This is a genomic window from Weissella sagaensis, from assembly GCF_010306265.1.
Classification (GTDB): domain Bacteria; phylum Bacillota; class Bacilli; order Lactobacillales; family Lactobacillaceae; genus Weissella; species Weissella sagaensis.
This window is the reverse complement of sequence record NZ_BLKA01000004.1, coordinates 66418-81971: the sequence shown is the minus strand read 5'-3', so window position 1 is coordinate 81971 and position 15554 is coordinate 66418. Positions and strand designations below refer to the sequence as shown.

General features: G+C 36.7%; 13 protein-coding genes. All 13 read left to right on the top strand.

What is annotated here, in order from left to right; all coding sequences use genetic code 11:
- The first annotated feature begins 22 nt into the window (after nucleotides 1-22).
- A complete protein-coding gene (locus tag G7Y65_RS05860) occupies nucleotides 23-1006 on the top strand; it encodes a cell division protein FtsQ/DivIB (RefSeq protein WP_042493321.1) in 984 nt (327 codons plus the stop codon).
- A 108-nt stretch (nucleotides 1007-1114) separates the two neighbouring features.
- A complete protein-coding gene (gene ftsA / locus G7Y65_RS05855) occupies nucleotides 1115-2503 on the top strand; it encodes a cell division protein FtsA (protein ID WP_042493323.1) in 1389 nt (462 codons plus the stop codon).
- Between the two features lie 29 nt (nucleotides 2504-2532).
- A complete protein-coding gene (gene ftsZ, locus G7Y65_RS05850) occupies nucleotides 2533-3792 on the top strand; it encodes a cell division protein FtsZ (RefSeq protein WP_042493324.1) in 1260 nt (419 codons plus the stop codon).
- Nucleotides 3793-3803: 11 nt separating this feature from the next.
- On the top strand, nucleotides 3804-4256 hold the full coding sequence (locus G7Y65_RS05845) for a cell division protein SepF (protein ID WP_042493326.1): 453 nt from the start codon (nucleotides 3804-3806) through the stop codon (nucleotides 4254-4256).
- A gap of 11 nt (nucleotides 4257-4267) precedes the next feature.
- Nucleotides 4268-4531 (top strand): YggT family protein, encoded by a 264-nt coding sequence (locus tag G7Y65_RS05840; protein WP_042493328.1) that lies wholly within the window; start codon nucleotides 4268-4270, stop codon nucleotides 4529-4531.
- An 8-nt stretch (nucleotides 4532-4539) separates the two neighbouring features.
- Nucleotides 4540-5325, top strand: coding sequence for a YlmH family RNA-binding protein (locus G7Y65_RS05835; protein ID WP_042493331.1), 786 nt, complete (start codon nucleotides 4540-4542; stop codon nucleotides 5323-5325).
- A gap of 14 nt (nucleotides 5326-5339) precedes the next feature.
- Nucleotides 5340-5981: a DivIVA domain-containing protein gene (locus G7Y65_RS05830; protein ID WP_042493332.1), complete on the top strand. Its 642-nt coding sequence runs from the start codon at nucleotides 5340-5342 to the stop codon at nucleotides 5979-5981.
- 280 nt (nucleotides 5982-6261) lie between these two features.
- Nucleotides 6262-9054, top strand: a complete 2793-nt coding sequence (ileS, locus tag G7Y65_RS05825) for an isoleucine--tRNA ligase (RefSeq protein WP_042493334.1) — start codon at nucleotides 6262-6264, stop codon at nucleotides 9052-9054.
- Between the two features lie 95 nt (nucleotides 9055-9149).
- On the top strand, nucleotides 9150-9812 hold the full coding sequence (locus tag G7Y65_RS05820; protein WP_042493335.1) for a histidine phosphatase family protein: 663 nt from the start codon (nucleotides 9150-9152) through the stop codon (nucleotides 9810-9812).
- A 17-nt stretch (nucleotides 9813-9829) separates the two neighbouring features.
- A complete protein-coding gene (locus G7Y65_RS05815) occupies nucleotides 9830-10498 on the top strand; it encodes a tetratricopeptide repeat protein (protein WP_042493337.1) in 669 nt (222 codons plus the stop codon).
- The gene (recD2, locus tag G7Y65_RS05810) at nucleotides 10479-13013 is read left to right on the top strand and encodes an SF1B family DNA helicase RecD2 (protein WP_042493340.1); all 2535 of its coding nucleotides are present in this window, start codon (nucleotides 10479-10481) and stop codon (nucleotides 13011-13013) included. The genes G7Y65_RS05815 and recD2 overlap by 20 nt, the downstream gene beginning before the upstream one ends.
- A 52-nt stretch (nucleotides 13014-13065) precedes the next feature.
- Nucleotides 13066-13788, top strand: coding sequence for a YebC/PmpR family DNA-binding transcriptional regulator (locus G7Y65_RS05805; RefSeq protein WP_042493341.1), 723 nt, complete (start codon nucleotides 13066-13068; stop codon nucleotides 13786-13788).
- A gap of 242 nt (nucleotides 13789-14030) precedes the next feature.
- Nucleotides 14031-15482, top strand: coding sequence for an NCS2 family permease (locus G7Y65_RS05800; protein ID WP_165314730.1), 1452 nt, complete (start codon nucleotides 14031-14033; stop codon nucleotides 15480-15482).
- Nucleotides 15483-15554 lie beyond the last annotated feature (72 nt).

Genomic DNA, 15554 nt, shown 5'->3' with positions numbered 1-15554 from the left:
TGGAGAAGTGTAGGAGATTGCGATGACTGAGAAAAAGGAAAATCCGCATAATGAACAAGATAATGCGAATTCTTCAGATATTCAAACTCATTTAAATGAACTATTATCTGGAGACGATGGGTCATCGAAGACAAAATTGGCAAAATCGTCTGGCAAAGAGAAAAAATTGCCGAAAATATGGCGTGTTAAAGCTAATAAAAAAAAGACAAGTCAATCAGATGAAACAACAGCATTAGCGACTGATCAGAATATCAATAACGATAAAATTGATGATAAAAATCAAAAAAATAGTCGGCGAATTGAATGGAAAAAACTTTTATTTCCACACGAATGGCGGGCTGTTAAAACAATTGTTGTCCTATTAATCGTAGCGGTTGGTTTAATTTATTTAATTTCACCAGCTAGTCAAGTCCAAAAATATGATGTTGTTGGGACACAAGAACTATCTGATAAAGCTATTTTAAAAGCAGCAGGATTACAAAAAGGACAGCCTTTATTAACCACGTTATATCAAAGTGATTATTTTAGTCAGGAAGCTAAAAGTAAAAATCCACAGATTGCGCATTTGAAATTAACGCTAAAATCAAATAATACGTTGCAAATTAAAGTTGATGAAATTTTAAAAGTTGGCTATGTTAAAGCAGGTAATAAGTATTATCCAATTTTAGAAAATGGTGATATGTTAAATCGCGAAGTGAGTGATCAACAAGTAGGCGGGTTACCACTTTATGATGGGTTTACGTCTGCAAAACAACTGCATAAAACATTGGCAGAGTTTGGTAAGTTATCAATGCCTTTGCGGCATGCAGTATCTGAAATCGTCTGGTCACCGAATAAACAGAATAATCAGCGTTTATTAATTTATATGAATGATGGTAACGAAGTTCTAATTAGTGCAAATGAATTATCGAAAAAAATGAAGTATTATCCAGGAATGGTGGCACAATTAGATCAAGCTGGGCAAGCAGATTTACAAGTTGGCGCATATTTTAAGCCATATAAGTAATAAAACTAAGCCCAGGTCTGGAAGATTGACCCTAAAGTATGGTATTATTCTTAAAGAATTGTTTATTAAAATGAACATTTTGTATGGTAGTCAAAAGGAGGAATTGAGATGGCCAACCATGGATTAATTGTTGGTCTTGATGTGGGGACTAACACCATTAAAGTGCTAGCAGCAGATGTTAGAGATCAACAAGCTAATATTGTAGCGGTTGGTCGGTCTGTTTCACACGGTGTCAAGAAGGGTGTTGTTGTGGATATTGATGCAACAGCAACTGATATTCGTCAAGCAGTAGCACAAATAAATGAACAAACTGAACAACCAATAACTGAAGTTGTCGCAAGTTTACCTGCAAGTAATATTCAAATTCAACATGTGAAGGGAACTGTAACTGTTAAGGACAGTCAACATATTTCATATGAAGATGTTGCTAATACTGTTCAAGAGGCAGTGAAAATCCAATTACCTGCAGATCGTGAAGTAGTTGAGTTAATACCAACTGAATTTGTTGTTGATGATTTTGATGGTATTCAAGATCCCAATGACATGGTTGGAATGCGTCTTACGATGAATGGCATTGCATATAGTGCACCACGTAATGTTATGGGGAACTTGCGCCTTGCAATTAGCAAGGCTGGTCTAAAACTACGTGATTTTGTTTTGGCACCATTAGCATATAGTAAGACATTATTAGATGATGGTCAGCAAGAATTTGGCACCATCATACTAGATATGGGAGCTGGTCAAACATCAGCAACAGTCGTTCATGAACATCAGTTGAAATTCTTATCTTCTTTCCCAGCTGGAAGTGATAATATTTCGCGTGATATTAGTGCTGTTCTTGAACTTGGCTTACATGATGCGGATATGTTAAAACTCGATTCTGGTTTTGCAATTTCGGAGTTATCACAAGAAGACAATCAATTAGTAATTAAGAAAATTAGTGCTGAAGAGCCCGAACAAATTTCAGAACAGCTACTTGCTCAAATTATTGAGGCAAGAGTTATGCAAATATTAGGTAAGCTTGGTGAAAAGCTCGACATGGTCGGTGCCTTTCAAATGCCTGGCGGTGTTATTGTAACTGGTGGTGGTGCTGCTTTACGGGGAATTCCTGAAGCAATTCATGCAACCTATAAGGTGCAAACAAAATTGTTTACACCTAATGATATTGGGTTACGTCATCCAGGCTATGCTGGTGCATGGGCATTAATCCATTATGCAGCGCAACAAACACCTATTCAATTGATTGTTAAACAGGCTTTATATGGGTTACCATTAGTTGTTTTAGGACAACAAAATAAAATGCCACAATTAGCAAATGAAAATACAGTTGAAAAGCCAAAGCAAAAACTAAGACAAAAGCAACAACAACCAAAAGTCGTGCAACAAGCCAACATTCAAACTGAAGATGAGGTAGATGGAACGACTGAGTTTACTGATGAAGAACAACCTAAGAAGGAAAATCGAATCAAGACTTTCTTTAAGGATTTCTTTGACTAATTCATAAATTAATAAAAAAGGAGTTCAACATGGATTTTCAAATGGACATGAACCAAGAATATGGTGCAACAATTAAAGTTATCGGAGTTGGTGGTGGTGGTGGTAATGCCGTTAACCAAATGGTAACTGATGGCGTAGAAGGCGTCGAATTTATCGTTGCCAACACTGATGCACAAGCTCTTGAGCGTTCTTCAGCAGAAAATAAGATTCAAATCGGTTCAAAAGCTACTCGCGGATTGGGTGCTGGTGCGCGTCCTGAAGTTGGAGAAGCTGCCGCTAAGGAAAGCGAACAAGAACTAACAGAAGCATTGCAAGGGGCCGATATGGTCTTCGTTACTGCTGGTATGGGTGGTGGAACAGGTACTGGAGCAGCACCTGTGATTGCTAAGATTGCAAAAGATTCTGGTGCATTGACAATTGGTGTTGTCACTCGTCCATTTTCTTTTGAAGGACCTCGCCGTGGTAAGTCAGCCAATGAAGGGCTAGCAAAGCTAAAAGAAAATGTTGATACATTAATCGTTATTGCTAACAACAATTTGTTGCAAATTGTTGATAAGAAGGCGCCAATTATGGAAGCCTTTAAGATGGTTGATGATGTCTTGCTACAAGGTGTTTCAGGTATCTCAGATTTGATTACAAAGCCTGGAATCATTAACTTGGATTTTGCCGATGTTAAGACAGCAATGGCTGGCCAAGGAACTGCCTTAATGGGAATTGGTTCAGCATCTGGTGAAAATCGTGCTGCTGAAGCAACGCGTAAAGCAATTGCATCACCATTGTTAGAAGCAAAAATTGAAGGTGCTACAAATGTCTTGCTATCTGTTAAGGGTGGTGCAGACATGTCATTGTTTGAAGCACAAGAAGCTTCAGAAACAATTGCACAAGCTTCAGGTACTGACGTTGATATTATTTTTGGTACAACTATTGATATGGAAATGGAAGGCGATCTTGTTGTGACAGTTATTGCAACTGGTATCGATCGACCTGAAACGCCACGTCCAGAAATTAATTTGGGTTCAGCACAACAAGCTAGTCCATTTCAATCAGTAGCACCGGAACAACCAAAGCAACAACCACAGGCACAACAACCAGTGGTTAACAATGATCCATTTGCTGATTGGGGAACACCAACAGATAAGGTGCAACCACAACAAAGTGCACCTGTTCAATCAGCTGCACCTACGCAACAACAACCTGCACAACAGCCGGCTCCAGCCCAATCAAGTTCAGCTGATGAAGAAATTGAACGTCCAGCTTACTTTAATTGGATGAAGCGTGGCGACAAGTAAGGAGTTCGGTTATGGCATTTAAATTTAAAGATTATATTTTTGGTGGTGAAGATAACTACTACTATGAGGACGAAGAGTCTGAAGAGAGTCAAGAAGAGCAAAAATCTAATTTTACTGAATCTAATAATAACAATGCCACTCGTCCAACAAATGAACGTCGTGCAAATGTTATTAAAATGGACGGTTCAAGAGGTGAGCCGGCTAAGATTGCATTATATGAGCCACGTACATATGCTGATGCGCAAACGATTGCTACCCAATTACTTGGTGGTGAAGCAGTCATTGTCAATTTAGGATCAATTGATGAAAATACTGGTAAACGTATTTTAGATTATTTAGGTGGTACAGCATTTGCAGTTGATGGCACGATTGAACGTGTGGGTGAGCGCATCTTTTTAGCAACGCCACATAATTTTGAGATTTCAGGCACTATTTCTCAAAATCTTGGACAACAATTTAATTAATAGGTGGTAATATGGCAACAATCCTTGGATTATTGAATTTGCTACTTCGAGCATTAGAATTTGTGCTTGTGATTTGGGTGTTGATGTCTTGGTTACCTGGGGCACAACAATCGTCATTTGGTCAACTACTAGGAAAAATTGCCGGATTAGTGTTAAACCCGTTGCGTCGTTTTATTCCAACAGTCGGTATGTTTGATTTCACGCCTTTAGTGGGATTGCTTTTACTCCAAGCTGCTGAAATGGGATTGCAAGCTATTGCTCAAACAATAATATAGAGAAATTTATGGTTGATAATATAGCACAACATTTCCGCTCTAATGAAACCACGTTTCTTAATGTAGCGGAGGGTTTGGTTCGTCAGGTATTGGATGAGTATCGTCCAGTTCTGACGAATTTTTTAAACCCAAGAGAAATTTATATTGTAACGACACTCGTTAATCAGCAAGATGATATTAAAGTATTTGAATCTGGCGGATATTCGAGTGCAGAAAATAAGCGTTTATTAATTGCCCCAAGTTATTATGAACCAAATGCAATTGATTTTGAGGTGATGTTAATTCAAATTAAATATCCAGAAAAATTCACGGTATTACATCATAGTACAATTTTAGGTACATTGATGCATAATGGTATTGCACGGCAAAGTATAGGTGATATCATTAAAGGTGAGTCTGAGACATGGTACTTTAGTACCACGCAAGCAATGGGCACATTTATTTTGAGTCACTTGGATCGCATTGGTAAAACAAAAGTACGTTTTCAAAAAGTTACTGAAAATGATATGACAGTTATTAATGATGATTGGGTTATGGTTAATACAACTGTTAGCTCGTTACGACTAGATAGTATTGTCGCAAATGGGTATAATATTTCTAGAAGCCATACTAAAGAAATGATTGAACATGATTTGGTTAAGGTAAATTGGGCAACAATTAATAAACCAGATTATATTTTAGCAGTTAATGATTTAATTTCTGTAAGGCATTATGGACGATTAAAACTTAATGAGCTTAATGGTTTGACGAAAAAAGATAAATGGCGTTTAACAATGGCAGTAATTAAAAAATAGATTGGAGACATCTCATGACATTAACCCCACAGGAAATTCATGCAAAAGAATTTACAACGAGTCGTAACAAGTGGTATGACAAGACAGAAGTTACTGACTTTTTGGATCGGATTGTGGATGATTTTGATTCTTTGCTACAAGAGAATCAAACTTTGAAGACACAATTAGCTGAAGCTGATGCAAATGCAAAGCAAGTTGAAGAAATGAAACAATCAGTTAATTCATCAATTTTAATTGCACAAGAAGCAGCTGATCGCTTGAAAAAGCAAACTGAAGCAGAAGCAGAAGCTGCTTTGCAACAAGCACAAGCTGAAGCACAAAAGATTGTAATGGAAGCTAATGCAAAAGCTAATGCACTATTAACTGATTCACAAACTAAAAATGAATCATTGGTTGCTGAAAAAGAAGGTCTGGACCAAGAAATGGGTGCCTTTAAAGCTAAAATTGAGGGCTTGCTACGTGCACAATTAGATATGGTACAAACTGATGAGTGGAATGCGTTCCAAACACCTGCAGCCTACCAAGAACCTTCAGCAGCAGCGGTTTCTCAACAAACTGAAGAAGAAACACCACAAGTCGATCAAGATACTGAAACAGTCGTTATTTTCCCAGAAGATAGTGAAGATTCAGAAAATTTCTTGAATAAAGATAAGTAATTAGCTATTATAGATAGCATAGAGTTTCTGACCAAACGATATAATTTATTCTAACTAGCGACTTAGGGTACGGTGAAAGCCTAAGATAGTAACGAATTATATTTATCAGCAGAAAATTAATACACATATTTTGAAGAGGCAGTTTAGATGTTTTAAACTGTGAATTCGGGTGGTACCACGTACAAAAACGTCCCGCATTAGTTATGCAACTAATGCGGGATGTTTTTATTACAGTCATAATTTATAAAAACGTATCTCAAAGAAGGGACAGGAAATAATTATGAAGATCAAGAAAACATTAAACCTTGGTAAGACTAAGTTTCCAATGCGTGGTAATTTACCACAAACAGAATTGCAACGCGAAAATATTTGGTTTGAAAATAAAGTATATGAACGTCGCCAAAAGATGAATGAAGGGAAGCCGTCATTTATGCTTCATGATGGCCCACCATATGCAAACGGGAACATTCATATTGGTCACGCTATGAATAAGATTTCGAAGGATATTATTGTGCGTTATAAGTCAATGAATGGCTTTTACGCACCATATGTACCTGGTTGGGATACTCACGGTTTACCAATTGAGCAGCAATTAACAAAGGCTGGTAAGGATCGTAAGAAGGTTGGTCCGGTTATTTGGCGCAAAATGGCTGATGAATTTGCACACAAGCAAGTTAAAAAACAAATGGCCGATTTCAAACGTTTGGGTGTTTCGGCAGATTGGGATCATCCTTATTTAACGCTACAACCAGAATTTGAAGCTGCACAATTACGTGTATTTGGTAGCATGGCCAAGCGTCAATTGATTTATCGTGGCAAGAAACCAGTCTTTTGGTCATGGTCATCAGAATCTGCTTTGGCAATGGCTGAAATTGAGTATCATGATGTTACTTCAGAATCTGCTTTTATTTCAGAAAAAGTAAAAGATGGTAAAGGTTTACTTGATGAAAATACGTACATGATTGCTTGGACAACGACACCATGGACGGTGCCGGCATCACAAGCACTTGCTGTGCATCCTGATTTTAAGTATGTACAAGTACAACTTGCTGATTCAGAAAAGAAGTATTTAGTTGCTGAATCATTGTTGCCTTCACTAGCTGAAAAGTTTGGTTGGGAAGAACCAAATATTTTGGCTACGTTTGAAGGCAAGGACCTTGAATATATGGTCACTAAGCATCCATATATGGATCGTGATATTTTGGTTGTTTTGGCTGATTATGTGACTGATGATACTGGAACTGGATTGGTACATACGGCACCAGGATTTGGTGAAGATGACTTCATGACAGGTCAACGTTATGACATTAAACCAGTTATGAACGTTGATGATCGTGGCTATTTGACAGCTGAGGCTGGGCCAGACTTTGAAGGTATTTTTTATGAAGATGCTAATGAAATTTCTTTGCAAAAATTACGTGATGTCGATGCATTAGTTAAATCCGAACCAATTACGCATAGCTACCCATTTGATTGGCGTACAAAAAAGCCAGTTATTTTCCGCGCTGTACCACAATGGTTTGCTTCAATTGATAGTTTCCGTCAAGAAATTTTAGATGCTTTGGATGACGTTACTTTCAAACCAGAATGGGGAAAGAAGCGCCTTTACAATATGATTCGTGATCGTGGTGATTGGGTTATTTCTCGTCAACGTGTTTGGGGTGTGCCATTACCAATTTTTTATGCTGAAGATGGTACGCCAATCATTGATCCAAAAATTATTGATCATGTTGCTGATTTAGTTGCAGAACATGGTTCAACAGTTTGGTTTGAACGTGATGCAAAAGAATTGTTGCCAGATGGTTATACAAATGAACATTCTCCAAATGGCGAATTTACCAAAGAAACAGATATTATGGATGTTTGGTTTGATTCAGGTACTTCACACCAAGGTGTAATGGCAACACGTCCAGAGCTAGATTTTCCTGAAACATTAGTTTTGGAAGGTTCTGACCAATATCGTGGTTGGTTTAACTCATCACTTATTACGTCAGTTGCAGTTACTGGTAAAGCACCATACAAGCAAGTTGTTTCACAAGGATTTGCTTTGGATGGTAATGGTGAAAAGATGTCAAAGTCAATTGGTAATACGATTGAACCAAATGAAGTGATTAAGCAAATGGGTGCTGAAATTATTCGTTTGTGGGTAACGTCAGTTGATACATCAGCTGATGTGCGTGTATCAATGGATATTTTGGCTCAAACTTCTGAAACTTATCGAAAGATTCGTAACACGATGCGTTTCTTGTTAGCAAATACAGCAGACTTTAATCCTAATGAAGATACTGTCGTTTATGATGATATGACAGCTGTTGATCAATATTTCTATGCACGCTTTAATAAATTGGTTGAAGAATTTAAAGCAGCCTATGATGCATATGACTTCCAAACAATTCATAAGCTATTGATTAACTTCATTAATGTTGATTTATCAGCATTTTATTTGGACTTTGCTAAGGATATTTTGTATGTTGAAGCACCAAAGGGACACGTCCGTCGTTCATTACAAACTGTTTTGTACAAGATTTTAGTGGCTTTGGATAAATTGATTTTGCCTATTTTGCCACATACAGCAGAAGAAATTTTTGAGTATCTACCATATGAAACTGAAGATTTTGCATATCTAACTGATATGCCTGAAGTTGAAGATTTGGGCGATAATACAAAGTTATTTGCTAATTGGGATGCATTCATGACACTTCGTGATGCAACTAATAAGGCATTAGAAGTAGCTCGTAATGCTAAATTAATTGGTAAGCCTGCTGAAGCTGCATTAACATTGTACCTAACTGATGAACAATCTAAGATGGTTGCATCATTAAACCAAGATATTCGTATCTTATTGCTTGTGTCACAATTACATTTAGAGAATGTAGCTGATGCACCAGCTGATGCACAAAATTATAATGGATACCAAGTCAAGATTGATCATGCAGTGGGTGAGGTATCACCTCGTGATCGTATGTACCACACTGATTTGGGGACAGATAAAGATTTCCCAATGTTATCAGCTCATGAAGCACAAATTGTACGTGAGAATTTCCCAGAAGCTTTAACAGAAGGATTAGAATAAAATTTTAACAGTAAAACGATTAGAACTTTTGTTTCTAATCGTTTTTTTGATTATAATGAAGGTAATAACCTAAAATTTGATTGGAGAATCACTGCATGACGAAATTATATTTTATCCGCCACGGAAAGACTGTCTGGAATGCTGAAGGCCGTTTTCAAGGATCCGGCGGCGATTCACCATTATTACCAGAATCAACTGATCAAATTACAAAATTAGGACAACATTTGCAGCATGTCAATTTTAAACATGCCTTTACGAGTCCGATTAAACGCGCAGTAGATACAGCTGAACAGACTTTGGCTTATCTTGATCACAAACCAGCGTTAACTGTACAAGAAGGCTTAAAAGAGTTTTCTTTTGGTATTTGGGAAGGTAAAACCTTTCTTGAGGTTAAACAAAACTGGGCCGATATGTATGAAGCGTCACGCCATCATCCCGAAAAATTTGATGCAGCTTTAGTACCGGGGGCTGAAACATTTCCACAAGTACAAGCACGCTTTAAAATGGCGGTTCAAGAAGCGGTTACAATGTACGGTGGTCCAGATGTTAATTTAATCTTCTTTAGTCATGGGGCAGCTTTAACGACAGGAATGGGTGGATTGTTAAATATTCCACTTGCGCATTTACGTGATCGTGGTGGCTTGGGAAATACAAGTACCTCGATTTTAGAAACAACGGACGGGCAAAATTTCACGGAATTATTGCGTAATGATACAAGTTATTTAGATGAGTTAGCTAGTGAGTTAAATACAATTTAAATAAATGGAGAAAGCAAATGTCTAATGTAGATGATAAGGTACAAAAAAATATAAAAGATTTAGTTCAAGATATTTCTAAAAATCCAAATCATTGGCAGGCATATGTTGATTTGATAAGTTTACTAACAGTTACTGATGAACTGGTTACAGCCGAAGAATTAGCACTAAAAAGTTTGTCATTGTTTAAAGATAATAATCAAGCACAACAAGCGTTATTATATGCAACTGGAAACGTTTATTATACAGCAACTGATTACGCACGAGCTGCGACTTTTTTTGATAAAATTACTGATGAAAAATTACAACATGATGCTATTGTGATGCAAGCGCAAAGCTTTTATGCACAAAATAAATTTAAACAAGCACTAGTGTTTGCCTTAACTGCTGCGCAGCAAGATGCGCATGATATAAAAATCCAAGTTTTATTGGGGAATATTTGGTTGAGTTTGGGTGACTTGTCAAATGCCAAAAAAGTTTTTGAATCAGTATTGCATTTAGATGAACAAAATTATGCTGCTAACTTTGGCCTAGGACTGATTACACAAGTAACGATGCCTAAAGACAATCCATGGTTAATGAAGGCTAAGCAGATTAATTCAAAACAATATCAACAAGATGCTAGTCGGTTAGATGAATTAATCACAATTATGTTAGGGAGCCAGAAGAATGGAATCAAGCCAGAATAATATGCTAGAAGATGAAATGGTTTTAATTCCTCAAGTAACGGGTCAAATACAAACAGTTTTATTCTCAGCATCAGATTCGTTTTATAAAGTATTACGACTTGAAATTTCTGATAAAAATTTTGAATACAATGATGATGAGATAACAATTACTGGTAGCTTTGGGGATATTCAAATTGGATCTAGTTATGAGTTTACTGGTCAATTGAAAGAGCACCCCCGTTACGGTATACAATTTATTGCTAACAATTATCATCGACAAGCAACTAGTACGACCTCAGGATTAGTCAAATATTTATCTAGTGAAAATTTCCCGGGAGTTGGAAAAGCAACAGCGACTAAAATTGTTGACGAATTGGGTGTTAACGCAATTGAATTAATTTTGGATAATGCTGATGTATTAAATGAGCTAAACATTTCAAAAGACCTACAACAAGTTATTACTGATAAATTGACTAAAGCTGATGGGATGGAACGAGCGATTATCGCGTTAAATGATTTTGGCTTCGGATCAACTTTATCAATGGCTATATACCAAAAATACCAAAAGAGTACACTGCAAATATTAAAAGATAATCCGTACCAGTTGGTTAGAGATATTGACGGTGTATCATTCAAACGCATCGATCAGTTTGCTTTACAAGAAGGTATAGATCCTTTAGATGAGCGTCGGATTAAAGCAGGTGTTATTGAGACCATTAATAATAAAACTTTTAATTCAGGTGATACTTATATGGTGTTACCTGAATTATTGCGCAGTGCGAAAGCGTTGTTAGATAAAGGGCAACAAACTATTGTGACAGATGAGTTGCTAAAAAAAGCATTATTGACTTTAACCTCTGAGGGGATTGTGGTGGTTGATGGCAGTTATTTTTACATCCAAGAAATATATGAAGCAGAAAATCAAATAGCTGAACGTTTAGTTAATTTAACACAACAAAGTAAATCAACTTATTCACGTAAACAAGTCGTAGACGTATTAAGCGAGGTAGAGGCTGCTAACGATTTCACTTATGATGCAACACAAAAAGAAGCTATTATTGCAGCGTTAACTAATCAATTATTTATTTTGACGGGTGGTCCCGGAACCGGGAAAACTACAATTATTAGTGGTGTTGTGGCAACTTTGAAAAAGCTATTACGAGCTGATGGCCTAAAAATTGATCAAATTGATGATAGTATTCATTTAGCTGCGCCCACAGGTAGAGCTGCTAAAAGATTACAAGAGTCAACTGGGATGGCGGCAACTACAATACATCATTTATTAGGTATTACGGGACGTGAAGCTAATATTAATGATATTGACATTGAAGAAATATCAGGTAATTTATTAGTTATTGATGAAATGTCAATGGTTGATACGCAATTATTTGCAATATTGTTATCAGCTGTTCAAGCAGATATGCAAATTATTTTAGTCGGAGATAAGGACCAATTGCCGTCTGTGGGACCGGGCCGCGTTTTTTATGACTTATTGGCGAGTGGTTTATTGAATTATCGTGAATTAGAAACTATCCATCGTCAAGGGAAGGGATCTACAATTATTTCGTTGGCAAATGAAGTCAAGAATGGACGTTTACCAGCTGATTTTACGGAGCAACAAATTGATCGATCATTTTTCCCAGCTAATGTTAATACGGTTCCAAAATTAGTTGAAAAAATTGCTGAAAGCTGGAAAAACAAGGGGAATTCAGTTGCAGACATGCAAATCTTGGCGCCAATGTATCGGACACAAGCAGGTGTAAATCACTTAAATGAAATTGTTCAAAATATTTTTAATCCAGCAACAAGCAAGAAAAAATCTATTAATATAAAAAAGGATAAGCAATCATTTAATTATCGTGTTGGTGATAAAGTGATGCAAACAGCTAATGATCCAGAAAATAATGTCTTTAATGGTGATATTGGTTATATTACGAGTGTTTTATTAGCCAAGGATAAGTCTAACCCGGATAAAAAAGATAAATTGGTCGTTGATTTTGATACAGGTGAGGTCATTTATACGCGTGAAAATTGGCAAAACATTACTTTAGCTTACGCCACAACAATTCATAAATCACAAGGTACTGAGTATAAATTAGTCATTATGCCGCTTGTAGATGCTTTTTTTAGAATGTTACAACGTAATTTATTGTATACGGGTCTAACGCGCGCAAGTGAGTCACTTGTGTTAATTGGCCAGTTAAGTGCCTATCAAGAAGCTGTTGTAACTTTAGGTGTGGATCGGCATACAAATTTACAGGCGCGTATTTTACAATATGCGACTGGGAAAAAAGATGATACACAACCAGTCAAAAGCTCACAACAAGACATTTTAGAAGTGAATGAGCCTGTGGGTAGGCAACATGATGAAATTAATTTGCGAGATAAAGACGTGACAAGTAATCCGGTGACCACGGATACCGTATTAACGGTGGCAATAATTGAACAAAATAGTATTGATCCAAACATTGGTTTAGAAGGATTAACACCATATGATTTTATGCCAAATAATAATGAAAAACTGGCAAACACTTAATTTATATGGTAAAATAAGACGATAAATTTTCGATAGAAAAGGGGTTTCTGAAATGTCAGGACATAGTAAATGGCATAACATCCAAGGACGTAAGAACGCCCAAGATGCGAAGCGTGGTAAGATTTTCCAAAAGTTAGCTCGTGATTTGTACACGGCAGCTAAAGCAGGCGGTGTTGATCCAGATTCAAACTCAGGTTTGCGTTTGGTTATTGACAAAGCAAAAGCAGCTAACATGCCAAAAGATAATATCCAACGTGCTTTGGACAAAGCTTCTGGTGCAGATGGTGCTAACTATCAAGAATTGACTTATGAAGGTTATGGACCGGCTGGTATTGCTGTTTTAGTTGAAGCTCTAACGGATAATACTAACCGTACAGCTGCATCTGTTCGTGCTTCATTCAAGCACTTTGGTGGTGAATTAGGAACATCAGGATCAGTTTCATTCCAATTTGATCGTAAGGGTTACATTGAAATTGAGCGTGATGAAGATACTGAAATTGATGAAGATCAATTGTTTGAAGATATGTTAGATGCTGGTGCAGATGATATGAAAACATTTGATGAACAATTTGAAATATATACTGAGCCAAAGGCCTTTCCAGAAGTACGTGATGCACTAATAGAAAAGGGCTATGTATTGGTTAACGATGAAGTTACAATGGTTGCGCAAAATCCAATGGCAGTGCCTGAAGATAAGCAAGAATCATTGGCAGGATTGGTTTCTGAGCTTGAAGAAAACGAAGATGTTCAAGCCGTTTATACAACAGCTGAATAATTCAACAAAGAACTTGTTATTAAAACAAGTTTTTTTTTTGAAAAGAATTGACTATTTTCTAATTTAGAGATATGGTTAATTTTATTTGAATAAAGTCGTTAACGTGTTTTGCCACAGACTTAAACATAAGAGAATTAATGGATGATCGTGTATATGCGACATGTTTTGATATGAAACTCTCTATTGGATGGGTCATGTTTTCAAATGACGTTGACATGATTTTTTAGGGAGAAGAACTTATTATGTTGGAGCGTTTCTTTAAGCTATCAGAAAACAATACAAATGTACGTACTGAAATCATTGCCGGTATGACGACTTTTGTTGCGATGGCTTATATTATCTTTTTAAATCCGTCAGTCCTTGCATTGACGGGAATGCCTAGTCAAGGCGTGTTTTTAGCAACTATTTTAACAGCTGTAACGGGGACTTTAATTACCGGGTTATTTGCCAATTTACCTTACGCACTAGCACCTTCAATTGGTATGCAAGCTATGTTTACCTATACAATTGTGTTTGGGTTAGGGTACACTTGGCAACAGGCATTGGGAATGGTATTTTTAGTTGGTTTAGTTGATGTGATTATTACGTTAACCAAAGTACGTTCTTTGATTGTTAAATCAATTCCAGTGCAGTTAAAGCATGCCATCGCAGCTGGAATTGGCCTTTATATTGCATATATTGGATTAAAAAATGCTGGCTTTATTAACTTTTTAGTTGATGGCCAAAATATCATTTCTTTAAATAACAAACCGTTTGACGGTGGCGGTGCTAAAGTAGTTGAGACCTTAACAGCTAATGGGGGAACTACACCGCAATTAACTTCTTTTACTGATCCATCTGTGTTACTAGCATTAATTGGTTTGATATTACTAGTTTTGTTAGTAATTGCAAATGCGCCAGGTGCCTTTTTGATTTCAGTATTTGTAACAACTTTAATCGGTATACCAATGGGTGTTACGAATACACACATCAGTGGTCTATCAGCATTTTCAACAACTTTCCATGACTTTGGATCTATTTTTGGGCAAGCGTTAGGCTCACATGGATTATGGTCAATGTTTACGTCACCAAAAGATATTTTAATCGTCATTTTAACAGTCTTTTCAATGGGCCTTTCTGGTTTGTTTGATGCAATCGGTACGTTTATTGGTACGGGTATTTCAACTGGTATTTTTTCACCAGCAGATCAAAAAGAATTCTATGAAAATAAAGGGTTTAAATCAAAAATGGATCGTGGACTAGTTGCAGATACATTTGCAACAATGTTTGCAGGTATTTTTGGAACGTCAAATACGACAACCTTTATTGAAGCATCAATTGGTATTAAAGCTGGTGGACGTACGGGTCTAACGGCAGTTGTCGTTGCGATTGGATTCTTATTTTCAATTATTGCTGCCCCATTAGTTAACGTTATTCCTAGTGCTGCAACCGCGCCTATCCTAGTTGTTGTGGGGATTATGATGATGAATGAATTTAAGCTGATTGATTGGGATGACATTGAAATTGCGATTCCTGCATTCTTTACAGCAGCGTTTATGGCATTTTCATATTCAATTTCGTATGGTATTGCTGCTGGATTCATCTTCTTTGTTTTGATTAAGAGTGTTAGACGTAAGTTCAATGAAATTAGCATTATCTTATGGTTCGTTTCAATATTGTTTATTTTGAATTTCGTTGTAATGGCGCTAAATTAAATATTATTTGAATTTCTCAAAGGTGTACAAGCACTTTTGAGAAATTTTTTTTGGACATTTTTATCAGACTAA

Bases quoted from the DNA above. Each gene is read 5' to 3' on its own strand.
- G7Y65_RS05860 (WP_042493321.1), top strand. From the start codon at position 23: ATGACTGAGAAAAAGGAAAATCCGCATAATGAACAAGATAATGCGAAT.
- ftsA (WP_042493323.1), top strand. From the start codon at position 1,115: ATGGCCAACCATGGATTAATTGTTGGTCTTGATGTGGGGACTAACACC.
- ftsZ (WP_042493324.1), top strand. From the start codon at position 2,533: ATGGATTTTCAAATGGACATGAACCAAGAATATGGTGCAACAATTAAA.
- G7Y65_RS05845 (WP_042493326.1), top strand. From the start codon at position 3,804: ATGGCATTTAAATTTAAAGATTATATTTTTGGTGGTGAAGATAACTAC.
- G7Y65_RS05840 (WP_042493328.1), top strand. From the start codon at position 4,268: ATGGCAACAATCCTTGGATTATTGAATTTGCTACTTCGAGCATTAGAA.
- G7Y65_RS05835 (WP_042493331.1), top strand. From the start codon at position 4,540: ATGGTTGATAATATAGCACAACATTTCCGCTCTAATGAAACCACGTTT.
- G7Y65_RS05830 (WP_042493332.1), top strand. From the start codon at position 5,340: ATGACATTAACCCCACAGGAAATTCATGCAAAAGAATTTACAACGAGT.
- ileS (WP_042493334.1), top strand. From the start codon at position 6,262: ATGAAGATCAAGAAAACATTAAACCTTGGTAAGACTAAGTTTCCAATG.
- G7Y65_RS05820 (WP_042493335.1), top strand. From the start codon at position 9,150: ATGACGAAATTATATTTTATCCGCCACGGAAAGACTGTCTGGAATGCT.
- G7Y65_RS05815 (WP_042493337.1), top strand. From the start codon at position 9,830: ATGTCTAATGTAGATGATAAGGTACAAAAAAATATAAAAGATTTAGTT.
- recD2 (WP_042493340.1), top strand. From the start codon at position 10,479: ATGGAATCAAGCCAGAATAATATGCTAGAAGATGAAATGGTTTTAATT.
- G7Y65_RS05805 (WP_042493341.1), top strand. From the start codon at position 13,066: ATGTCAGGACATAGTAAATGGCATAACATCCAAGGACGTAAGAACGCC.
- G7Y65_RS05800 (WP_165314730.1), top strand. From the start codon at position 14,031: ATGTTGGAGCGTTTCTTTAAGCTATCAGAAAACAATACAAATGTACGT.